At 52.7% G+C, this 22,592-nt stretch carries 16 protein-coding genes; 6 read left to right on the top strand and 10 right to left on the bottom strand.

Annotated elements, in window-relative coordinates; translation table 11 throughout:
- The first annotated feature begins 65 nt into the window (after positions 1-65).
- The 4 genes from H6868_03840 to H6868_03825 are packed head-to-tail and all read left to right on the top strand — an operon-like array spanning position 66 to position 7,645.
- Positions 66-1,496, top strand: coding sequence for an efflux transporter outer membrane subunit (locus tag H6868_03840; protein MCB9988450.1), 1,431 nt, complete (start codon positions 66-68; stop codon positions 1,494-1,496).
- Entirely contained in the window at positions 1,493-2,665 is a 1,173-nt protein-coding gene (locus tag H6868_03835; protein MCB9988449.1) for an efflux RND transporter periplasmic adaptor subunit, read from the top strand. Before H6868_03840 ends, H6868_03835 begins: the two co-directional genes overlap by 4 nt.
- Positions 2,662-5,775, top strand: coding sequence for an efflux RND transporter permease subunit (locus tag H6868_03830; protein MCB9988448.1), 3,114 nt, complete (start codon positions 2,662-2,664; stop codon positions 5,773-5,775). Before H6868_03835 ends, H6868_03830 begins: the two co-directional genes overlap by 4 nt.
- Before the next feature lie 13 nt (positions 5,776-5,788).
- On the top strand, positions 5,789-7,645 hold the full coding sequence (locus H6868_03825; GenBank protein ID MCB9988447.1) for an ATP-binding cassette domain-containing protein: 1,857 nt from the start codon (positions 5,789-5,791) through the stop codon (positions 7,643-7,645).
- Between the two features lie 4 nt (positions 7,646-7,649).
- Here the strand turns inward: H6868_03825 and H6868_03820 are convergent, their stop codons facing one another.
- From H6868_03820 to H6868_03805, 4 genes are all read right to left on the bottom strand, one after another.
- Positions 7,650-8,987, bottom strand: a complete 1,338-nt coding sequence (locus H6868_03820; GenBank protein ID MCB9988446.1) for a hypothetical protein — start codon at positions 8,985-8,987, stop codon at positions 7,650-7,652.
- A 137-nt stretch (positions 8,988-9,124) separates the two neighbouring features.
- Positions 9,125-11,164, bottom strand: a complete 2,040-nt coding sequence (locus H6868_03815; protein MCB9988445.1) for a response regulator — start codon at positions 11,162-11,164, stop codon at positions 9,125-9,127.
- Positions 11,165-11,179: 15 nt separating this feature from the next.
- Complete coding sequence (locus tag H6868_03810; protein ID MCB9988444.1) at positions 11,180-12,028, bottom strand: response regulator transcription factor; 849 nt, start codon at positions 12,026-12,028, stop codon at positions 11,180-11,182.
- Positions 12,029-12,032: 4 nt separating this feature from the next.
- Positions 12,033-12,917 (bottom strand): response regulator, encoded by an 885-nt coding sequence (locus tag H6868_03805; GenBank protein MCB9988443.1) that lies wholly within the window; start codon positions 12,915-12,917, stop codon positions 12,033-12,035.
- Positions 12,918-13,086: 169 nt separating this feature from the next.
- Here H6868_03805 and H6868_03800 point away from each other — a divergent pair, with 169 nt between their 5' ends.
- Complete coding sequence (locus tag H6868_03800; protein ID MCB9988442.1) at positions 13,087-14,490, top strand: sigma-54-dependent Fis family transcriptional regulator; 1,404 nt, start codon at positions 13,087-13,089, stop codon at positions 14,488-14,490.
- 10 nt (positions 14,491-14,500) lie between these two features.
- On the opposite strand, the gene H6868_03795 is transcribed toward H6868_03800, so the two are convergent.
- The 4 genes from H6868_03795 to H6868_03780 form a co-directional block, all read right to left on the bottom strand.
- Entirely contained in the window at positions 14,501-15,802 is a 1,302-nt protein-coding gene (locus H6868_03795) for a type II secretion system protein (protein MCB9988441.1), read from the bottom strand.
- A gap of 25 nt (positions 15,803-15,827) precedes the next feature.
- On the bottom strand, positions 15,828-18,329 hold the full coding sequence (locus H6868_03790) for a type II secretion system protein (GenBank protein MCB9988440.1): 2,502 nt from the start codon (positions 18,327-18,329) through the stop codon (positions 15,828-15,830).
- Positions 18,314-19,576, bottom strand: a complete 1,263-nt coding sequence (locus H6868_03785) for a prepilin-type N-terminal cleavage/methylation domain-containing protein (protein MCB9988439.1) — start codon at positions 19,574-19,576, stop codon at positions 18,314-18,316. The genes H6868_03790 and H6868_03785 overlap by 16 nt, the downstream gene beginning before the upstream one ends.
- A 203-nt stretch (positions 19,577-19,779) precedes the next feature.
- Complete coding sequence (locus tag H6868_03780) at positions 19,780-20,148, bottom strand: helix-turn-helix transcriptional regulator (GenBank protein MCB9988438.1); 369 nt, start codon at positions 20,146-20,148, stop codon at positions 19,780-19,782.
- 102 nt (positions 20,149-20,250) lie between these two features.
- Between H6868_03780 and H6868_03775 the strand changes: the two genes are divergently transcribed.
- On the top strand, positions 20,251-20,859 hold the full coding sequence (locus tag H6868_03775; protein ID MCB9988437.1) for a hypothetical protein: 609 nt from the start codon (positions 20,251-20,253) through the stop codon (positions 20,857-20,859).
- Positions 20,860-20,913: 54 nt separating this feature from the next.
- On the opposite strand, the gene H6868_03770 is transcribed toward H6868_03775, so the two are convergent.
- Entirely contained in the window at positions 20,914-21,138 is a 225-nt protein-coding gene (locus H6868_03770) for a 50S ribosomal protein L33 (protein MCB9988436.1), read from the bottom strand.
- An 80-nt stretch (positions 21,139-21,218) separates the two neighbouring features.
- The gene (gene hemN, locus H6868_03765) at positions 21,219-22,553 is read right to left on the bottom strand and encodes an oxygen-independent coproporphyrinogen III oxidase (protein MCB9988435.1); all 1,335 of its coding nucleotides are present in this window, start codon (positions 22,551-22,553) and stop codon (positions 21,219-21,221) included.
- Between the last annotated feature and the right edge of the window lie 39 nt (positions 22,554-22,592).

The following is a 22,592-nucleotide window of genomic DNA, read 5'->3' as shown; positions in this document are numbered from 1 at the left end:
GATACCTTTCCCTGATCCGTATAATTTTCTACATAATATAATCCAGACGGGGAGGACAATAACACGTGCGTTTTTACGGCCTGACGACATTCCTGACGATTGCAGCGCTGTTGAGTGGCTGCGCCGCTGCGCCGTCGCATGCGCCGGAAGAGGCCGTGTCCCTGACGGAAGAATATGCCCGCGCGCCGGTAACTTCTGCCCCGGACGCCCTGCTGGCCGTGGCTGATACAAGCCAGCCCTGGTGGACACATTATAACGATCCCGCTCTTAACGCGTTAATGGATGAGGCGCTGGCCAACAATCCCGGCCTGAACCAGATCCGCAAACGGATGGAACAAGCTGCCGCCGCTGCTCAGCGCGATTTTTCAGACCTTTTGCCCGATGCCACCCTGTCCGGTGAGCGCGCCGTCAGCCGCGGCGACAATGCCGGGCCATCGACTTTCTCCCTGCGCGGCGCCGCCAGCTATGAGCTGGATATATGGGGCGGCAACCGGGCCAGCTGGCGGGCCGGCGATCTGGAGGCACAAGCCAGCATTGAAGAAACACGGGCCGCGGCCATTACCTTGAGCGCCTCTATTGTTGAAAACTGGTTGACACTGCGGTCTTTGCGCGAGGAAGAAACCTTGCTGCACGGCCAGATTGAAACCAACGAGCTGGTTCTGGCGCTCCAGCACAAACGCTATGAAGGCGGCGTGGCGGCAATGCTGGACGTTCTCCAGCAAAAAGAAGTTCTGGAGCGCGCGCGGGCGCGGCTGCCCGACATTCAGGCCAATATAGAGCTGACCGAGCACCAGATATCGTTACTGGCCGGGCGCAACCCGTCTGTGCCGCTGGATATCGCCGGTGACAAGCTGCCGGATATCCTGCCTTTGCCCGTGACGGGCATTCCGGCGCAGTTACTGGATAACCGCCCGGATATCATTGCCGCATGGCTCAAGGTGAAAAGTGCTGACTGGGCCGTGGAATCGGCACGGATTGACCGCCTGCCCGCTTTTGATCTTTCTGCTGATTTTTCAACCGCCAGCACGGCCTTTGCCAACCTGTTTGATGTCTGGGCGCTGGATCTGGCGCTGGGGCTGGTGATGCCCGTCATTGACGGCGGACAACGCGCCGCCGAACAAGCCCGGCAGGAAGCTCTGGCCGATGAGCGGTTTATGGCCTACCGCGAAACGGTTCTGGCCGCGATCGGCGATGTTGAAAATGCTTTATCACGCAATTATCATCAAACCGCCAAAATCGCAGCCGTCAAAGACCAGCTGGCCGCCGCCCGCAATACGCTGGAGCAAGCACAAATCAGCTATGCGAACGGCGACAGCAGTTATATTGTTGTTCTGAACGGGCTTATCAATACGCAATCTCTGGAGCAGCAGCTCGTACAAGAACGCCTTGGTCTGGCCTTGGACCGTGTATCCTTATGGCGGGCGATTGGTCTGCGGGCCTGGACGGACCGTGCCTTGACGGCTGAGCAAAAAGATAAAACGGAGGAACCCTCGTGATTTCTTTTCTGAAAAAGGGATTATTGCCTTTGCTGGTTCTGGCCGTGGGACTGGGCATCGGCGCATGGTTTTTCAGCCACCCGGAAGAAGCCAAAAAGCGCCCGCCGCAACCGGCGCAGGCCTTGCTGGTCGAGACAGGGCAACCGGAAGGCGGCCAGTTCAATGCCCTGATCGAGGCCATGGGACAGGTTATTCCCGCCGTCGACGCTGAATTAAAAGCGCAGGTTTCCGGAGAAATCATCAACACGGCCGCTGAGTTCGTACCGGGCGGAACCTTCCTGAAGGGCGAACCGGTTTTAATGATTGATCCCGAGGACTACGAGCTAGCCGTGCGAAAACAGGAAGCTATCCTGAAACAGGCACAGGCCGATTTCCAGCTGGAGCAAGGACGGCAGGATATCGCCAAGGATGAGCTGGCTCTGCTGGCTAAAACGACCGGCAAAAAGCTCGACAACCCCAAACTGGCCCTGCGGGCGCCGCAACTGGCGCAGGCGCAGGCCGAAATTGACAAAGCCCAAGCGGATCTGGATACGGCCAAACTGGCCCTGCGGCGCACGACGATCACCGCCCCGTTCGACGCCCTGGCAATCGCCCGTCACGCAACGCTTGGCGATAAAGTCTCCACCGGCGAGTCGCTGGCGACGCTTGTCAGCACCGATACCTACTGGGTTGAACTTTCCGTGCCGGTTAATGTTTTACCGTGGCTGTCCTATTCGCCGACCCCGCTGCGCAACGGCATTGGCAGCCCGGCCGTGATTAAAACAAGCAACGGCAGCCGCAAAGGTCATCTTTTGAAATGGACCGGGGCGCTGGATCCGGATACCCGGCTGGCAACGGTTCTGGTATCGGTTGTCGATCCCCTGATGCTCGACAAAGCCATACCGGGGGCGCCGCAACTGACCCTTTACGATTATGTCAGCGTTACGCTGGAAGGCCGACGCTTTGCCAGCGACACACTGCGCATCCCCCTGCAATGGCTGCGGGACGGCGGTAAAATCTGGCTGATAGAGGACGGCAAGCTGGTTTCCCGCAGCGTAAAGATTATCTATGAGGATCGCACACATGCCTACGTCACCGAAGGGCTGGACAAAGACGACCGGATTGTGACCTCCGGGATCGCCGTGCCGGTTGAGGGCATGGCCCTGCGGACGGCGGAGAGCCAGCCATGAGTCATTTCGATCCTGAGGAACTGAAGGATATAAAGCCCGGCCCGATCGCGTGGATGGCGTCACACCCCGTCGCCGCCAATTTGCTGATGATCGTTTGCCTTCTCGGCGGGCTGTTTATTTATTCCAAGACAATCAAGGAGGTCTTTCCGACCTTTGCCACCGACACCGTCACCGTCCGCATGTCATATCCCGGCGCCAGCCCGGAAGAGGTCGAACAAGGCATCGTTCTGGCGCTTGAAAACGCCGTGCGCGATGTCGAGGGGCTGGGCGAGATTACCTCTGTCGCCAACGAAGGGGCCGGCAGCCTGACGGCGGAAATTCTCGATGAAGACGATATCATGCGGGTTTTGCAGGATATCAAAACGGCCGTTGACCGCGTAACGACGTTTCCGGTCGATGCCGAAGATCTGATCGTATCCATCAACAACCGCAAGCGCGAAGTGATGGAACTGGCGCTTTACGGCGCGGTCGACAATCACAGCCTGCGCGAGGCCGGCGAGCGTCTTCGTGAACAACTGGAGGCCAACAACGACATCGGGCCGGTTGAGTTATCCGGGATTAAGGATCTGGAGATTCATATCGAAATCTCACAGGAAGATCTGCGCCGTTACAACCTGTCTCTTCCGGATATCGCCAGCCGGATCAAAACGATTGCACTGGAGCTGGGCGGCGGACGCCTGAAAACAGAAAACGGTGAAATTCTGGTGCGTATGAGCGAACGCCGCGACACAGCCCCGGACTTCAAAAATGTTCCCGTCATCACACAGGATAACGGCGCGCAAGTTCTGCTGGGTGATATTGCGACGATCAGCGAAGGGTTTGACGATTCCAGCCAAAGCGCCAGTTTTGACGGCAAGCCTGCGATTTTGCTGAATGTCTACCGGATCGGCGACCAAACCCCGATTGGCGTTGCCGAAGCTGTCTATGAAGAAATCGAGAAAATGGGTGCGATCCTGCCCGCGGAAATGAAAATCGGCGTTATTGACGATGATTCCGAGCTGTTTAAGCAGCGCGCGCAGCTCCTGATTAAAAACGGGTTGTGGGGATTGACGCTGGTGGTGATTTTCCTGGCGCTGTTTCTTGACGTCCGGCTGGCGTTCTGGGTAGCAATGGGAATCCCGATTTCCTTTATGGGGGCGTTCCTTTTGTTCCCGATGACGGATTTCACCGTCAATATTGTTTCGATGTTTGCTTTTATTATCTCGCTGGGGATTGTGGTTGATGATGCCATTGTTTCCGGCGAAAATATCTATCACTACCGGCAAAAAGGCTATCCGCCGCTAAAAGCAGCCGTCACCGGCGCCCGTGAAATTGCCGTACCGATCACCGTTAGCGTCCTGACCAACATGGTGGCGTTTTTGCCGCTGATGTTTGTACCGGGCATCATGGGCAAAGTCTTCAGCGTCATTCCGATTGTTGTGAGCGCCGCGTTTCTGGTGTCGCTGGTGGAAAGCCTGTTTATCCTGCCCGCGCACCTGACGTTCCGTAAAAGTAACGAGATGCCGCACGGGATTCTCTGGCACCTGATTGACCGGCAAAAGAAATTCAACGGCCATTTCGAGCATTTTATCGCGCATCGTTACGGGCCGTTTTTACATTTCATTGTGCATTTTCGCTATATAACGCTGGCCCTGTTTCTGGCCTTCCTGTTTGGCATGGGCAGTTATGCGCTGAGCGGCCGTATGGGCATGACGCTGTTCCCGCGCGTGGAATCTGATTTTGCCTTTGCCGCGGCCACCTTGAAAATCGGCACACCGGAGCAACAAGTAGAGGCCGTGCGCGACCGGATGGTAGAGACCGCCCGAGCCGTTGTCGACAGCCATGGCGGTGACGATCTGTCCACCGGGATTTTTGCCGAAATCAATGAGAACAGCATCCGGGTCCGCACCTTCCTGACGCCGCCGGAAGTCCGGCCCCTGACAACGGCGGAAATGACACGGTTGTGGCGTGAGGAAACCGGCCCTTTGCCGGGGCTGGAAAGCCTGAGCTTTGAATCCAACCGGGGTGGACCGGGATCGGGCGCAGCCCTGACGGTTGAGCTATCCCACCGCAGCACCGAAGTTCTGGATGAGGCCGCTATGCGGCTGGCGGCGGCGCTGGAAGAATTTGACGTCACCAAAGACATCGACGACGGGTCGGCGCAGGGGAAAAAACAGTACGATTTCAAAATGAAAGAGCTGGGCTACACGCTGGGGATGGCCACTCAGGACGTGGCCCGGCAGGTCCGCGCCGCCTTTTATGGCAGTGAAGCCCTCAAGCAGCAGCGGGGCCGTGATGAAATCCGGGTTCTGGTGCGCCTGCCCGAAGATGAGCGCAATTCCGAATATACGTTGAAAAACATGTTCTTGCGGGCCCCGGACGGATCAGAGGTACGGTTGGCAGATGTCGTCGATATGACCGAGGGCCGTGCCTATACCACCATCAACCGCCGGGATGGGCGGCGCAACATTCAGGTCACCGCCGATGTCGAACCGCCATCACAGGCCAACCGGGTCATTGCCTCCCTGAAAAAAGATATATTGCCGGAATTACAGCAGCGCTATCCCGGCCTGAGCTATTCCTTTGAAGGTCATCAGGCGGAAATTCGCGATTCTATCCATAGTTTGCTGATGGGGCTGGTCGCCGTTTTATTTATCATGTATGCGTTGCTGGCCGTTTTATTCGGTACTTACAGCCAGCCTTTCATGATTTTGCTGGCCATTCCGTTCAGCGCGATCGGTGCCGTAATCGGTCACATGGTTATGGGCTATTCATTGAGCATTATGAGCCTGTTCGGGATGATGGCACTGGCCGGGGTTGTGGTGAATGATTCCCTGATCCTGATCGAATTTGCCAACCGCAAACGAGCCGAAGGGATCGCTCTTTTAAACGCAATCATTGAATCCGGTACCCAGCGTTTCCGCCCGATCCTTTTGACCACCCTGACGACCTTTGTCGGGCTGGCACCGATGATATTTGAAACCTCGCGGCAAGCGCGGTTCCTGATCCCCATGGCTTTATCCCTTGGCTTTGGCATTTTGTTCGCGACGATGGTCACGCTGGTTTTAGTCCCGGCGGTCTATATGATTATCGAAGACTTGAAAAAGCTTGTGTCGCGGCGAAAAATATAGTTCAAACAGCGTCATGAGTTCACTTCTCCTTAGCGTCAGAGATGCAGCGGTCCGTTACGGCGGCCTGCCCGTTTTCGAAAATCTGTCTTTTAATATTCATGACGGCAGCCGAATTGCGCTGGTCGGCAAGAATGGCGCCGGCAAATCGACGCTGATGAATATCATCACCGGGGCCAAGGAACTGGATGACGGCGAACGCTGGCAAGAGCCAGGGGTTTCGATCGGCTATCTGGAACAGGATATCATCCCCCGCTCCGGTCAGACCGTGTTTGAGTATATCTTCAGCGAGATCAAGGAAGAAGAAAAAGAGCTTCACGCCTATAAGGTCGATATTGTGACCGAAGCGCTGGAACTGGACCCGGCCGCGCAGATGGATCGTCTGTCGGGCGGAGAGCTGCGCCGGACGGGACTGGCCCGCGCGCTGGTCGAGGAACCAGATATTTTATTGCTGGACGAGCCGACCAACCACCTTGACCTCGATGCGATTGAATGGCTGGAGACCTATCTGAAATCCTATCGCGGGACACTGCTGTGCGTATCGCACGACCGGGCGTTTTTGGCCAATGTCACCAACCGGATTTTCTGGCTAGACCGGGGCGCGCTCAAAACCTGCCCCAGGGGATTTGCTCATTTCGATGACTGGTCAACCATGCTGCTGGAACAAGAAGAGCGTGAGCTGCGGAACCGCAAGGCGCTGGTCGAACAGGAAGTCGAATGGGCCAGCCGCGGCGTCAAGGCCCGCCGCAAGCGCAACATGCGCCGCGTCGAACAGGTCAAAAAGCTGCGCGAACAGCTCAAGAATGATATGGCGGCCTATAACCGGGCAACAGCCAAGATCGAAATCAAACCGCTCAAGGACATCGAGAATAACTCCAAAATCGTGGCCGAATTTTACAATAGCTGCAAGACATTCGAAGATAACGGCACCCGGAAAATCATTCTGGATAAATTCAATCTACGGATCCAGCGCGGCGACCGGATCGGCATTTTAGGCCGCAACGGGTCCGGCAAGACGACCTTTCTTAAGCTGTTGATTAACGAGCTAAAACCCGATCAAGGCAGCGTCAAGCGCCGGAAGGATTTAACATTTTCATATTTCGATCAGAAACGGAGCGATTTGAATTTAAACGATAGTTTAAAGAAAGTTCTGGTTCCTTCGGGCGGCGATTATATCGACGTTATGGGCAAGCACCGCCATGTCTGCGGTTACCTGAAGGATTTCATGTTTGATCCCGCGCGGGTACAGGAAAAAGTCTCAACCCTGTCCGGCGGGCAAAAAAACCGGCTGATGCTGGCCAAGGTTCTGGCCAACCCGCAGAGCTGTCTGATCCTTGACGAGCCGACCAACGACCTCGACATGGACACGCTGGATATGCTGGAGGAAATTCTCTCGCATTACACAGGCACTCTAATTGTCGTCTCTCACGACCGCGATTTTCTCGACCAGACGGTAACCAGCATTCTGGCTTTTGAAGGTAACGGTAAAATCGAGCGCTGTATCGGCGGGTACAGCGATTATCTGGAGAAAAAGAAAGGGATTGCCCCCAAGGAATCCCCTGCGGAGTCATCAGCGCCCTCCCCGGCCAAACCGGCCGCCGCCGCGGTGCCTACGTCGCCGCCCAAAAAACCGGCACAAAAGCTGAGTTATAATCTGGAGCGAGAGTTAAAACAGCTCCCGGACAAGATTACCAAACGCGAAGCCGAGATTGCGGCATACAAAGAACAGCTGGGCGACGCCGATTTCTACCAGCGCGATCCCGACGGCTTTCATGAAACGGTTAAAAATCTCGAAGAGGCGGAAATTAGTCTGGAGCGTTATGAAATTCGCTGGTTGGAGCTGGAAGAGATGAAAGCCGAGCTGGAAGGGTAAAGCCTTATAACAGGAAATCGGCGATCGTCACCGGCCGCTTCGCAAAGCTGGCAAACTGGATTTGCTGCCGCACCTGCAGCGCCAGTAATTTCGCGCCTTCCTGATTTTGATCGGCCAGCGTTAATTCATCGGCCCCCGTTTCCAGTATGTTAATCACTGCGCGCGTCGTATCTTCGCGGGTTTTAATGACGTTCAAATCGGTGGCCAATGTCGTGATATAGCGCCGCAAGGTTTCGCGCGTTTCCCTGACTTTTCCGATTTCATCCTGAACGTCTTCGATAACCGCAAAATTCAGATAGCCCAGCCCCAGACCATCGGCGGTGGCGTCAATTCCTTCGCTCTGGATAAAGCTGGTCCGGTCTTCGTTCAGATATGTTGTCAGCGTATCATCCCGCAACAGGTTAATCCCGCGGTAGTGAGCATCATTCACCAGAAAATCGAGCTGTCCCAGCATCTTCTGGTATTCGTCTTCATATTTCTGATCGACGGCATCGGGCCCCTGCGTAATGCCACCGTCGCCCTCGTGTATCAACAGGTTCCGATAATAACTGTCCCCGTCGTCACCCGCACCGTCATCATCATTGATAAAGGTCAAATGGCTGAAGGTGCCGGTAAAATAAGCGCCGACCGGAATCGTCACATGCACCCAGCTTCCGCCGCCGCTATATTGATATGTTCCCGTCGGCGCCGCATAGGTAACGCCCGTCAACTGCGTTCCATAGAGGAAAAACTGATTGTTGCTGTTGGAAAAATTCGTATCGTTGTCAAAGCCGATCCCGGCGATTTCGGGGATGTTGGTGCTCCGGAAATCAAATTCCAGAACGGTATTGGCGGTCACATCATAGTCTACCTGTAACCGTTTCCAGAGATTACCATCGAGATAAAAACCACTTTCACCGCCCCCCAAAAGCGCCACCGTTCCACCGATATCCTGTGCGCCGGCATAGCTTTGCAGATCACCGATGGCCGCCGGCCCCAGATAAGTCGGCCCTTCTTCGGTTGCGGTTACGTCTATTTCCCCGTTCAAAAATGCTCGTTCATATTCCAGCAAATACGTCTCCAGCTGATCCAGAATTTTCTCCGCCGCCCGCAAGCCTTTATCCGCCGTTTCGATAGTCAGGATGCTCTGCCCGATTCCATCCAAAAGCCGGGACAAGTCGCTTGCCCGATTGTTTAACGATCGCGCCGCAAAGAAATTTTGAGGGTTATCAATAGCGGAATTTACACGCAAGCCAGATGCAAGACGCCCTTGCGCGCCGTCCAGAGAACGCGCGGTCGTTTGTATGGCGAACAGCTGCTTTTGCTGTACTGCCGTTAAAATGTTTCCTACATTTGCAACCATCAGAATCCTTCTGAAGGCATAATTCAGCTCACTATATCATATGAGAGTAACATAGAAACGTTACGGAATTACAAACCCGGACCGGAAAAATCAGGTGATATACACAAGCGCGATGGGCAAAAAACGATGTTACCGTTTTACCCGCCGCCTACACGCTCATCCAGAAAGCCCTGAACTTCGCCATAGCCACCTTGCAAGGCCGCTAAAAATTCCTGCTTACGGGGAGCTGATTCCTGATATCCCGATTCAGCTTCAAGACAAAGCGCGGCAAGTCGCTCCGCCCCCAGATTGGCGGCAGCGCCCTTGAATTTATGAGCCGACGCTTTCCACTCATTCTCGTCGTCAGCTTGCTGGGCTTTGGTCAGCCGTTCCAGAGCGATTTCCGCCTGTTCACAGAAAATATCAAACAGCTCTTGCTCGATATCCCTGTCGCCATCTGTAAACGTTTCCAGATGAGCGATATTCACAAGATGATGGTTTGAGTTTTTCTTATCCCCGGCCGGACGTTTAGCTTCATCGTTAGCAGTCTCCTGCGCCGAAACTGTACCGGGCAACCAACGAGCCAACAAACAGGTGAATTTTTGGGCATCGACGGGTTTGCTGATATAATCATCCATCCCGGACCGCAGGCATTTTTCACGATCACCAACCATGGCATTCGCCGTCATGGCGATAATCGGGATATGCCGCATTCCCCCTTCTTCCAGCTTACGTATCCAGCCGGTGGCCTCATACCCGTCCATTTCCGGCATCTGGCAATCCATCAAAATCAGATCGTATTCGTCTTTTTCAACTGCCTCCAGAGCGATCTGGCCGTTATCGACAATATCGACCTTTGCAAAGCCCAGCTTTTCCAAAAGTCTTTTCATCAGGAACTGATTGGTTGGATGATCTTCCGCCAAAAGAATACGGGCTTTCGTATTCAGCGTCATATTGTCATCCTTGCCATTTTTTTCACCGGGACGCGGCACAAAGCGGTCAAGGATATCGTCGATATCCTCGCGCTCGACCATCGGCAGACGGAACCAGAATCTCGACCCTTCACCCTTGGTACTCTCCACCCCGATTTCACCGCCCATCATTTCAACAAGCTGCTTGGAAATAGCGAGCCCCAGACCGGTTCCGCCATAACGCCGTGTGGATGTATTATTGGCCTGATTAAACTTCCCGAAGATCATTTCCAGCTGGTCTTCGGGAATCCCGATTCCCGTATCTTTAACACTGAAAAAGGCGCATTCGCCGTCCCACTCCGCGGTCAAGTGAACGCCGCCTTCATCGGTGAATTTAACCGCATTACCAACCAGATTTCTCAAAACCTGCGTAAAGCGGCCTTCGTCACCCTCTACAAAACGGGGCAAATTCCGTGTCAGATCGGCTTTGAACGTTATTCCCTTATCATTGGCAAGAGGCATAAACAATTCCGCCGTTTCCGCGACAACCTTGCGCAAGGGCAAAGGCGCTTTTTCCAGATCCATGCTGCCTGCCTCGATTTTTGACAAATCAAGAATATCATTGAGAATACAAAGCAAGCTGTTGGCCGACCGGCTTATAACTGAATTATATTCACTTTGTTCTTCATCCAGTTGCGTTCCCTTAAGCATATGAACCATACCGATAATCCCGTTCATCGGGGTACGCAGTTCGTGGCTCATGTTCGCCAGAAACTCGGATTTGGCCTTGTTGGCGCTTTCCGCCTCGACAACGGCATTCATAGCCCGTCGATGCGCGGCCTGCACCTCTTTCACATATACTTTGAGTTGCGCTTCCATGCGCTCTTTTTCCGCAAACCGGCTGGCTTGTTCTTCTCTTATAAACTCAATTTCTTTTTTCCAAAGACGCAAATTACGAATGGCATAGAACCAGCACGCCGCCAGAGCAATGACCGCCACAATCGCAAAATAAAATGTCCCGGAAATTTTTTTAACAAGGTGCTGCATTTCAATGTCGGCATCCGCCAGCCCCCCTCCATTCACATGCGCCTGCAGATCCGCCGTTGCAACTTGATAAATCTGGTAACTGTACCCTCCCACCCACAAAATAGCCGCCAATGTCACGGCCGCAGCAAACAGCAAAAGCTTGCCGGGAAAACAGGTATCCAGTTTCTGCGAATAACAGACTTCATCATCTTTTCTGAGCGTTTGTTTTAAACCCGATGCAAATATACTTTCCTGTACCATGACAGTTTCCTCCTGTTACCGGACAGCCGGGCAATCATGAACATATTGCAATAGTTTTTCCTTGCTAAAAGGCTTGGCAATAAACCCTTTGGCACCGTCTTCGATGGTCCCGACAATGTTTTCAAGTGAATCGTGACTGCTGAACATAACGATGTGCGCGCCGGGGTCCATGTGTATCAAGCGCGCGATAACATCCCGGCCGCTTTTTCCCGGCAAATTAATATCCAGTAAAACCATATCCGGTTTATACGTGCGGTACAGGTCAATGGCTTTGCCACTATCGGTCGCCGTTGCCAACAGACATTCATCTTTCAAGGAAGCCCGCACCATCCAGCGTGTCACCGGATCGTCTTCAACCAGCAAAACCTTGCGGTCGCTCAGATGGATACCCTTGTCGCTGCAGATATCCTGTATTTCCGGAAAGGAGCAAACCGGTTCATCAATGGCGCTACAGGCGTCTTCAGCAGCGCTATATTTGGGGAGACCCCGGTCATATATATCTATAAAACTGTGATAGTCACGGCGGATATCAAAAAGGCTGTAATGAGCTGCCTGCCCTGATTCCTGCGCGACCAGATCCAAAATTTGTCCGCCCAGCGTTTGCAGGATGCCGTTTTGAATATCCTTACAGAAAATATGGATGGTCTGGGCTCCCTCCCAGAAGATACTACCCTGTTTATCGTCCAGGTAAATATCCAGAATATGCCGTATGCCGCCTTGCAAAGCGGGCCATGCTTTCCCCTGTAAACCGGCAGGAAAATCTATTTTCAGGCCATACCAGCCTTCCCAGCTATTCCGATCCTTTTTTACAGCCTGAACCAGAGAAAATATTTCATAATCAACATGATCTGTAATTATTCGCATCGCTTTAGGCTCCTATCTTTTCCAGAGTGTTTTTGGGGCATTTCCGGATATGCTGCAGCAGTTTTTCCTTGGCAAACGGCTTGGCAACGAACCCCTTGGCGCCGGTATTTACAGCTTTCATCACGTTTTCCAGATTTCCGTTTCCGCTTAACATCACGATGTAAGCTTCCGGATCCACGCTCAGAACTTTTCGCAAAATGTCGTGACCGTTTATGTCGGGAAGCTCGATATCCAGAAAAACGACATCGGGGGCCGTTCTCAGATAAGTGGCAATGGCGGACTGGCCGTCTTCGGCGAACAAAATGTCGTAGCTGTTCCCCAAAGAATTTGCGACCAGTTTCCGAGAGAATGGATCGTCTTCAACCACCAGCACTTCTGTTTTCTGTCTGTCCCGGCGCCGTTGCACCAATGTTTTTACCAATTCCTGATTCAAGGGCGCGTTGAGAATAGCCTCTTTTTTCTTTTCCTGATTTTGCAGACGCTTTTTTTCTTCCTCTTCCTTGCGCAGGATCAGTTTTCTTTCCCGTTTATGTTCCGCCAGTTCCCTGAGGCCTGTGCCATTGATTGTGACGTCATAGAAAGACACAAGCCCGGCCCCCCGGGCACCGGCATTTTTGAACTGGGCATAAAAGCGATCACGGAATTTCACAAAGACCTTGAATGTAATGTTTTTTGAGAAAACGAAAATGTCCCTGTCATGGCATACCAGAATGGCGCCGTGGTCATCATGACCGATCCATTGCGTAATGATGGTGGGCAGTTGCGTAAAATAACGATGATCCAGAGTGGCGGCCTTTATATGAATGCAGCAGTTATGGTTTGTTTCCGGACTGGCATGTTCGACTAATTTAATCAGCCTTTCTTCCGCCTGTTCGAATATCGTTTCCATGGTATGCGCTCCTTCTTTTTTATTATTTTACATAGCGAAAATCGTGCCATATTATATTTATTATATTTCAATGACTTAGAAAAATTCATTCGTTTCAAAATGGGAATTCGTTTCATTTTGAAACGTTTCATTCTGGGAATATTAAGAATTCAGAGCTACACTGGAAATTATGAGTACGCGCATTTTAATCATCGAAGACGACCCCATGCAGCAGGAAATCATCAGCCTGATGCTGGGCCGTAGGCTGGGATATACGGGGCTTATTGCCGCAGATGGGCCAGAAGGGCTTGCCCGCCTTCGAGAGGATTCCGCTATACACCTGGTTATCCTTGATATTGGCCTGCCGGGGATGAGCGGCATGGACATTCTGGATATTATAACCCAGCGCTATCCGGGTTTGCCGGTCATTATGCTTACCGGCAATATGGACATTTCTGTTGCTGTGGATGCCATGAAAGCCGGTGCTTACGATTTCCTGACCAAGCCGGTAGAAGCTGAACGTTTGCAGGTGGCTGTCCGGAATGCCTTGAAAACCAGCTTGCTCGAGAAAGAGATCTCGCGCCTGAAGCGGCAGGAGGACGGCGCTTTTACTTTTGACCAGCTGATCGGTCATGACGGGGGGCTGGCGGATATCATCAGCACCGGACGAAAAGCCGCCGCCACCGATATCCCGGTTTTGTTAAGCGGGGAAACCGGTACGGGGAAAGAAATATTCGCGCGCGCCTTGCATGGCGAAAGCCGGCGGGTCGGCAAACCATTTGTTGCCGTTAATTGCGGCGCTATCCCGGCGCAGCTCGTCGAAAGCACCTTGTTTGGACATGAAAAAGGCGCGTTTACCGGTGCCATCGCCAAATCTATCGGCCGCTTTCGGGAAGCAGAAGGCGGCACTATTTTCCTCGACGAAATTGGCGACCTGCCGCCGGATGCACAAGTCAAACTGCTGCGTGTCCTGCAACAAAAAGAAGTCATGCCGGTTGGCGCTGACAAGCCCGTTCCGGTCAATGTCCGGGTCATCTCGGCAACGCACAGGGATATGGCCACCGAAGTTGCCGCAGGACGGTTCCGGGAAGATTTGTACTTTCGTTTGAATGTACTTCCCCTTCATCTTCCTTCCCTTGATGAAAGACCCGGTGATATTCCGGCGCTCGCCCGGCATTTCATAGAACGCATGGCCGCATCGGAGGCTCGGCCTCTTAAGGAAATTTCCCCGGCAGCCCTTGATTTTCTGGCGTATCACTCATGGCCCGGTAACGTACGTGAGCTTGAAAACACCATCAATCGCGCCATGGTTTTGTGCGAATCCGATACGCTGACGCCTGAAGATTTCTCCGCACTGTCCACTTCACCCGAAATCGGAGCAACCGATCAAAACGATACGGTCCGCAAAGAAATCGGGGGCGTAGCGACTTTGCCTTTGATCGATGAAAACGGTATTCTGCGCCCTTTGGATAAGCTAGAGCAAGAAGCCATGGCATTTGCTCTGGCCCATTGCCATGATAATGTCACCGTCGCTTCGGCGGCGCTGGGCATTGCCAAATCAACTTTCTACAGAAAAATGAAAGAGAACGCATAACCCGACAGGATCAGGGATACGTGCTGCAAATAAGATCCCCGGTGCCGTCGCTACGAACGACAATTCCTGTCACGAACTCCTGAGGCGGCCCTAAGCTACATGTGTTACTAAAGTTAATGTGCGTCCCCGCCCCCCCCGGAAGCAAATCCTCACAGACCAGTTGATTGTTTTCAATGCCCTTGGCTACCTTACCATCCGGGCATTTATATCCGCCCGTTCCCGCACCGACATCACCGGATATAAAGCTGGGCTGCAAGCAGCCTGTCGACGACGCATAACCGGGAACCCCCAGATAATTACAAAAGCCTTGCTCGGATTCGACCCGATCTTCGATACGGATATCGCCTACGGCCTGCAGCGGCGTTGTCGGCGTTATATCACCAACGCCAACATTGCCGAGATTGGTGTTGTAAATCCATGTCTGACCGGGCGGAGAAAAGTTAGAGGTCATCCACAAGGGCATAGAGGCGGTTGTAGTATAATAGATGATATCGTCAAAATAGTTATCGTTGTCGGCCAACCGCCGCAGCCCCGCCACAAAATAAGCATCATTATCGCAGTTTTCGCGGTCTGTTTTCGCCACGCCGGTTCCCGGCTCAAAAGTCCCGGGAATGATCGGTGTAAAAGTATTGCTTTGGCAGGCATCCAGAACAGCCGTTCCTTCATAGGGTGTCGCGCCAACCTGGTCAAAACCGTGGGAAATGACGACAAAATGGGTGGATGCCTCTATATCCGTCAGGCTCTGGTCGTTTTCGTCACGTAGATTGATTCCCCCCAGATGAGGATTAGCCGGACTATCAACAGTATATGCTGTATCCGCCATTAATCCCGATACCGCATAGGTGAATTTCATACCGTAACCGTCCCGGCCATTAATTTCTTCGATTTTTGACCTTTTTGAGGGATTTCCCGCCAACGTTACGATAGGCAACGTCCCGATCAAAATCGGGTCATCCCCCCCTTGACCATCAGCATCGCGGCTACCATCGCTTGTACAGACGATCCCCACCGGCGCCGTCGAACAGTCCACGATATTCGCCGGCGGACATAGTTCCACGCCATAACCGATATCACCGGGACGCAACGCCGGATTTGCCGGACACGGATAGCGGCCCTTTAGCCCGTAGTACTCTTCTATGGCTTCCTGCGCCAACTCTACATTGTCATTGGTCAGACGGTAATCCCCATTAGAAAGGCTTGATTTGTAGACCTGCATCGCCGCTGTTAACAACAGCCCCGAAACAATGATTACAATGGCCAGTTCCAGCAGCGTAAAACCGCTTTCCGTGCCTGTTTTATATGCCCTTCTCATCCGAGACCTTTCTTGTTAACACCGCTTATGGGAGACATCTACAACTGCTCCATACCCGGTATTGAGGATCTGCCAATCCTGTTGGTTTATAACAGGAAACAGGTCCATCACCACAGTTACAGGATGATGCCGTATCCAGATTAATCACACCGGCTGTATTCTTATCCGTAAAGCCCGGCGGGTGCTGCCAGCTACAAGCTGTACAGGCATTGCTGTGGAGTTGCCAGTTATCTTCATAATCCGGCACTACTTTCGTGCAATCCATATATTTCCTGTATTCGATCGCATTCGGCGGGCCGGATTCTGTCGGCGGACAATTTTCGAATCTTGAAATATATTTCGTCGGATCACAGGAACAGGCCGGACCAACAAACGCGGTCGTCCACGCAGACCAGCTGCCGGCCTGCGCGGCATTATTCACTGCGCCCCCATCCCCGGTCGGACAGTTCCATGTATGCCCTTTGACATTTTGAACATCGGTATAGGGAACACCGCTATAGGTGAAGCTGTTGCTAAATCCGGCCGGACACGGATCTCCGGGTTTGTATTGTGTTACAACATGACAGGCGCAATCGCTCTTGTCATATGTATAGGTGTAATTAAGCGGACATGCCCTGTTCCAGGTTCTATCGACCCACCCGGAAACTCTGGCCCATTTCGTGGCCGGCGTTCCATCGCTCGGCACACCAAAAAACTCGTAACACCGTTTCCAATTTACATTGACACCGGAGCCCGGAACACAGGCACAATCCATATCGCCATTGGCCAACGGGATATTTGTCCAGTTGCTAAGATTGTTGATATCCGCCGTCTGGGGACATCTGTATTTGTAAAGCTTGAATTTGCTACCGGAATACCCGCTACCACAGCTCTCCGTTTCGATCCGGAAATCTTCCCGGCACCAACAATCATGAGCATGAATAATCGGCGCGTTATATGGATCCATGCCTGCTACATATGGATTATTACCAACTTCCGCCGGTCTCGCCCCACCGGTATCAACCGGGTTAACCACAAAGCTACTACCGTAAGCCATACGTTCATGGGCCATCTCGGAGGTGTACAAAGGATTGAAGGGCGTATGCGGTCCCCATGATCCGGACTCACACCGGAAGGCATCCCTGACTTGCGCCGTCGGCGCCGTCGGGCCACAATCCGTGGAACCACGCGGCATCGCGTTCACACCATCGAGATACGTTTTGATATCGTTCTTGATTGTCGCGATAGGATCACTGTTGCCCAACCCCGTTGCAATCATGGCGTCAACATTGCTCACGACCGTCGCGTTGCTCTGGGCCGCCGGATGGCATGTCCCGGAATAAGCGTAGCTGTAATTGCCATCAGCCGCGGCGGCAATGTTACGGCTGGTGCCGCAACTGGTCGTAATGGTCGCCGCCGGACAGCCCCCGGCAGGCAACGTGTTACATTTCAAAGTCCCGTCGCCATTAATTCCCACCAGATAATCACCGGGCGGGCATTCAAATGAAACCTGGCTCCGACAAACCGGGCCACCGTTTTCGACCCCCACCAGATAATCATTGCCACAATCCATGCCTTCCCCGGGGTTCACGCCGTAAATAACTTCCGGTGCAAAACAATCGACGCCACCGCTGTCACGGCATAATTCCGCCGATTCCGTCATACCGCTTTCGATAAGCATCCCGGCGCTCGACAGGCCGACTTCCCCGGCGAATTTACGAATATCAACCGTTCCGAAACCCGTCGGATCATCGACCGCGCTGTTCAGGCCCACCACGAAATTATTGGCGCTGCGCAGGTGAATATCGTTTTCAAATCCGGCTGTAGAGGCAATTTGCCATTCTGACATAGCATTTGTTACAGCATAGAAAACCCGGTCATCGAAATCACTTTGCAGGCTCACCTTACGAAAAACGGCATCCAGGTCGCAGTTTTCATTCTCCAACCCTGCCGGACAAGCGCCAATCTGCGCGCCGCCCCGGGACCATGCCCCGTCATTATTTTTATTATGGCTGATAACGACAAAATGACCTGAGTCTGCGGGCGTAATCACGCTGTCGTCATTCACATCCACAATATCAATCGCGCCGGCCCGCGCATCGAATGTTGTATCAACCGTTAGCAGTGCCGTAACGGCGTAGGTCAGACGTCCCCCATAACCATCAACTGTCTCGCTTTCCGGCAAGCCCAATTCACGAAACGGAATACTTCCGATCAAAATATCCCGGCCGTTATCCGGATTGGTCACAGACACAATCCCCGGCGGGTTCGGGGTACAATCTTCATAGCCGTAATTCAAATCACCCGGCTGCGCGTTGACCGGCGCCGGACACGGGTAGCGGCCATGCAGGGAACGGTAGCTCGCCAACTGCCCGGTCGAGCGGGTTAGAGCCCCTTCTGTCTGGGTTGTTTTTTGGTCCTGGATATACAGGCTGTAAAGACTAATCGCGGGGACGGCCAAAATGCCGACGATCAGGATCGCCACAGCCATTTCCAACAATGTAAACCCTTGTTGCTGAACGTGCTTTTCTTTTAAGGTAACGCGCATGTCACTACTCCTGCTCCATCAATACCTGTCATCATCGCCCCGGGTCCCAATAGACTAGGGCAATCCAGCGGCGTAAAAGTGCCGGCCGAGAATTTATAGGCCGTACCGGATGCATCGGTTACAGACCCAAAACTGTCTACGGGCGATGCACAGTAAACCTGATCATTGCCAACTTTCAAAACCGGCTCATCACCGGGAATAAGGTTTTCTCCACAATCCATTTCGGGACGATTGCCGCCGATCAGCTCGGTTTCAAAACATTCCGCACCTGGATCTTCGAAATATTTATCACAAATCTCAGGCGTTATGATACTGGCCGGAGATACGCCATTACCAGCACGGACGCCGCCGATGACATGAAGACGGTCCTTGGGCTGTACCGTTCCGATCCCCACCTTGGCTGACAGCGTCATGGCGTAGTCCGGATCGATCCCGTTTTCAAACCATATGCCCGCCGGGACGAATTCCTGTTCAGAAGTAAAATCATCATAATAGTTAGCGTCGTTAACCATTGACCGAGCGCCTGTTGCTCTAAACGATGAATTGGGATGAGAATCCAGCATGAAAACATCATCGTAATCACAGTTCTGGTTTTCCAGTTGCACGACGCCCCCCGGGGCACAAATATTCATAGCAACAGCCCGGTTGGTGTAAGCCCCTTCGCCATTTTCGCCAAAGGATACCAAAACCATATCATAGGCGCCCGGAAGGTTTGCCGGCGCCGCCGCCATGTCGCCATAAGCCATTGCCGTTATGCCGCTACCTGCGGCTAATTTCGGAATATAGCTGCCCGCCGTCGCTTGACTTCTCGTGACCGCGTAGAGAAGTTTGCGATGCCAATAATCCTCGGTATTTTCAGGCTCCAGCCCCAAAGCATCGAAGGGAACCGCGCCAATCAAAATTTCCGGAACCGTATTGGTCACGCACATACCATCGCTGGCGAACCATGTCGCTGACGTGCAAAGTTCCGGTGTGGCGTTGTTGCCTTCCGTCCCATACCATGCATCCCCTTCAGAACCGGCCAAACTCGCCGGAACAGGATAGCGGCCATTATTCACGACAAAGAGATTGATAGCGCCCTCGACACTGGAAAATGCCGCGCGCGTTTTCTGATATTTAATTCTTTGCATTGTAACGTTATAGGCAATGACCAGCGGCGGGATAAGCAGACCCAGAATAACCAGAACCACGGCGATCTCAATCAGCGAAAAACCCGACTGGTCTTTCGCATATCGCCTGGCATACAACTGTCTGTTTAAAAGCCCCAACAAGTCCCCTCACATTACTTCTTACGCAAGACTTTTCCAGTTTATCAAAAAAAAGTCCCTGTTACTACAGATACAATTTTATGAAACTTGTATTAATATTTTATAAAAATAGGGAAACCGAGCCTTTTCGAAGAAAAAACCCGGCTTTATCCGGCGCGAAAAAGAAAACGATGCACAAAGGCTTAAGACACCAGAACTTCCAAAATCCGAAGAATTTTATCCCTCAGCACCAAATCCGGAAGACCTCTCACCTTTTTTAGCAAAAGAGATAAGTCGTCATTCCGGTTTTGGCGGGCATAATCCGCCCCGTCAAGACCGGCAAAGAAATCCTCGTAAGGCACGTCCAGATGGCTTTTTAGCCTGTACAGTTTGCTGGCCGACAAGCGGTTGAGTCCCCGTTCGTATTTTTGCATTTGCTGGAAGGTTATACCCAATATACCGGCCAATTCGGCCTGTGACATTCGCCTGCTTTGTCGCAGAGCACGCAAATTCCGCCCGATTTTCATATCGATTGCAGCCAGTCCATCCCTTATATCCTGCCTCCCGCTCATTGCCACCCCGCACAAAAAATTTCTATAAAGGAAATTGTATCCTACTCAATCATTTCCAATATAGCAATATTTATCCTTTTTAATTTCCACTACATTCATAATATGGACGCTCAATGGCTAAAAACGCAATTCTCTCTGAACCCCGACAAAAGCAAGGCTGAACTGGCACGCGTTCTGGGGCTGGAACCACCGGCGATCAGCAAAATTCTGGCGGGAGCACGGGAAATAAAGGCGCGGGAATATCAGTTAATGCGCCGCTATTTTAACTTGCCGGTTGACGGTGAAAAATCCACCCGCCCCCAAAATTCCTATGTCTTATCCCCCTTGTCCAACTCCCGCGAATTGTCCGATTCATCACATACACAAGATGATAAAAGCTGGATTATTCCGGCGGGCGTACTGGCGGCACGCACCCAAGCGCCCCCCGAACAAATCAGGATATTTTCTATTTCGGAAAATTCCATGGCGCCTGATTTTCTGCGTGGCGAACAGGTTTTGGTCGACCTGTCAGATCAAAGACCATCTCCACCGGGCATTTTTGTGATATCAGACGGCGTTAGCCCCATCCTCCGTCAGTGCGAACTGATCCCCCAATCCGATCCCCTGCAAGTCAAAATTTCAGCGCATAACAAACAATATGAGCCTTATGTGCTCCCCTTGGAAAAATCCGCGATCATCGGCCGCGTTATTGCTAAATTGCAATGGCTGTAGGGCAATAAAAAAGGCGCCCGAAAGGCGCCTCCTTCAAACAAATGTCCGCTAGCTCTAGTTTTTCTTGCTCGGCGGCATTTTCTTTTCGACAAACTCGACATGCATGCCGCATTTGCCCGTTTCCGGATTGTAGGCCCGCGGATCATGAGCACGGCGGCTCAGCTTCTCCGGGTAACCTTTCCCTTTTTTCGTCCAGCGACGGTAGCCGGTCGGACGACCATCTTTCATCGTGCCCGTGCTTTCCAAACGAATTTTTTCTGCGCCACCTTTTTTAGCCATGGTCTTAACCTTGTTTGTCTAATCAATTAAATTCCGAAAGCCGCAATGTAAGGATTTTTCCGCATGTGTCAAGAAAATCCTTATACCGCCTTTGCATGTTTTTGCGCAGCCGGGACAAAATAGGAATCAAACGCCGTACAGATCAGGCGCGTGAAGATTTTGGCCTCCGCGTTAATCCGCACTTTTGTGCCCTCACGGACGATCATGCCGTCCTGTTCAAACACTGCCAGTTTGGCAGCAATTTCCTGTTGTTCAGCCGCCGTCAGCACACCGTAATCGGTTTCAAAATGGCACATCATGTGCTCAACTATGCCACGGCGGGTGATATCATCCTTGTTCACGGCAATCCCCCGCACAATCGGCAGCGTCCCCGCCCACACCATTTCCCGGTATTTTTTGAGCAGCGGTGTATTTTGCACGAAGCCCTGCGGTAGCTGGCCGATGGCCGTCGCGCCAAAAGACAGCATGATATCGGCCGTATCCGTTGTGTATCCTTGGAAATTCCGGTGTAACGTTCCCTCATTCACGGCCTTGAACATCGGGTCATCGGATTTGGCAAAATGGTCGATCCCAATCGGGTGATAGCCATGACTTTCCAGCGCATTGGTCAGGATCATAAATTGATGATAACGCTCAACCGGGTTTGGCATCGGATATTGTTCGAGTTTTTCCTGATGCTTGGCAAACCAGGGCACATGGGCGTAGCCGAAAACTGCCAGACGTTTCGGGTTCAGGGACGCGGCCTGCTCCATTGTTCTGCGAATTGTTTCTTCCGTTTGCAAAGGCAAGCCGTACATCAAATCGAAATTCACATCGTCGATCCCGGCGGCGCGGGCCCAAGCGGTTACTTCCTTGACTTGTTCATAGGGCTGAACGCGGTTTATCACTTCCTGAACGTCGGCATCGAAATCCTGTACCCCGAAGCTGATCCGGTTCACACCGAGGGCCGCCATCGCCTCAATCTTGGCCTGATCGATTGTACGCGGGTCAATCTCCATGCCGATTTCCGCGTTTTCACGAACATCAAACCGGGCACGCAGTTTTTCAAACAGGCGGGAGAGATCATCGGTGCTCAGGAAGGTCGGCGTACCGCCGCCCCACTGGATGTGGCTGACGGGCTGCCGCCGGCCCAGACGATCAGCAACCAGATCGATTTCCCGCAGCATTGTTTCCACGTAATCGGCCGCGGGATCATAATTCGGGATAATTTTGGTATGGCAACCGCAATAGGTACACATGGTTTTGCAAAACGGAATGTGCAGGTAGAGCGATACCGCCTGATCGGCCGCGATCCCCGCGAGCCAGCCTTCATAATCAGCAGGCGTTACCGCATCAGAAAAGTGATTCGCGGTCGGGTAGCTGGTATAACGCGGCGCGGTGCCGTCATATTTTTCGATCAGGGCTTCAATATGCATGCCCGCCGTTATACAGGGGCTTCGCCACGATTGCAAAAG

It is taken from the genome of Rhodospirillales bacterium (assembly GCA_020638175.1).
In the GTDB taxonomy this organism is placed as follows: Bacteria; Pseudomonadota; Alphaproteobacteria; order Micavibrionales; family Micavibrionaceae; genus JACKJA01.
Note: the sequence above shows the minus strand (reverse complement) of the source record. Positions and strands in the feature narration are given on the sequence as shown.

What these genes read in the sequence shown, in the direction of transcription:
- H6868_03805 (MCB9988443.1), bottom strand. Translation starts at nt 12,917, where the DNA reads ATGGAAACGATATTCGAACAGGCGGAAGAAAGGCTGATTAAATTAGTC.
- H6868_03830 (MCB9988448.1), top strand. Translation starts at nt 2,662, where the DNA reads ATGAGTCATTTCGATCCTGAGGAACTGAAGGATATAAAGCCCGGCCCG.
- H6868_03790 (MCB9988440.1), bottom strand. Translation starts at nt 18,329, where the DNA reads ATGCGCGTTACCTTAAAAGAAAAGCACGTTCAGCAACAAGGGTTTACA.
- H6868_03770 (MCB9988436.1), bottom strand. Translation starts at nt 21,138, where the DNA reads ATGGCTAAAAAAGGTGGCGCAGAAAAAATTCGTTTGGAAAGCACGGGC.
- H6868_03810 (MCB9988444.1), bottom strand. Translation starts at nt 12,028, where the DNA reads ATGCGAATAATTACAGATCATGTTGATTATGAAATATTTTCTCTGGTT.
- H6868_03815 (MCB9988445.1), bottom strand. Translation starts at nt 11,164, where the DNA reads ATGGTACAGGAAAGTATATTTGCATCGGGTTTAAAACAAACGCTCAGA.
- H6868_03780 (MCB9988438.1), bottom strand. Translation starts at nt 20,148, where the DNA reads ATGAGCGGGAGGCAGGATATAAGGGATGGACTGGCTGCAATCGATATG.
- H6868_03775 (MCB9988437.1), top strand. Translation starts at nt 20,251, where the DNA reads ATGGACGCTCAATGGCTAAAAACGCAATTCTCTCTGAACCCCGACAAA.
- H6868_03795 (MCB9988441.1), bottom strand. Translation starts at nt 15,802, where the DNA reads ATGAGAAGGGCATATAAAACAGGCACGGAAAGCGGTTTTACGCTGCTG.
- H6868_03800 (MCB9988442.1), top strand. Translation starts at nt 13,087, where the DNA reads ATGAGTACGCGCATTTTAATCATCGAAGACGACCCCATGCAGCAGGAA.
- H6868_03820 (MCB9988446.1), bottom strand. Translation starts at nt 8,987, where the DNA reads ATGGTTGCAAATGTAGGAAACATTTTAACGGCAGTACAGCAAAAGCAG.
- hemN (MCB9988435.1), bottom strand. Translation starts at nt 22,553, where the DNA reads ATGCATATTGAAGCCCTGATCGAAAAATATGACGGCACCGCGCCGCGT.
- H6868_03825 (MCB9988447.1), top strand. Translation starts at nt 5,789, where the DNA reads ATGAGTTCACTTCTCCTTAGCGTCAGAGATGCAGCGGTCCGTTACGGC.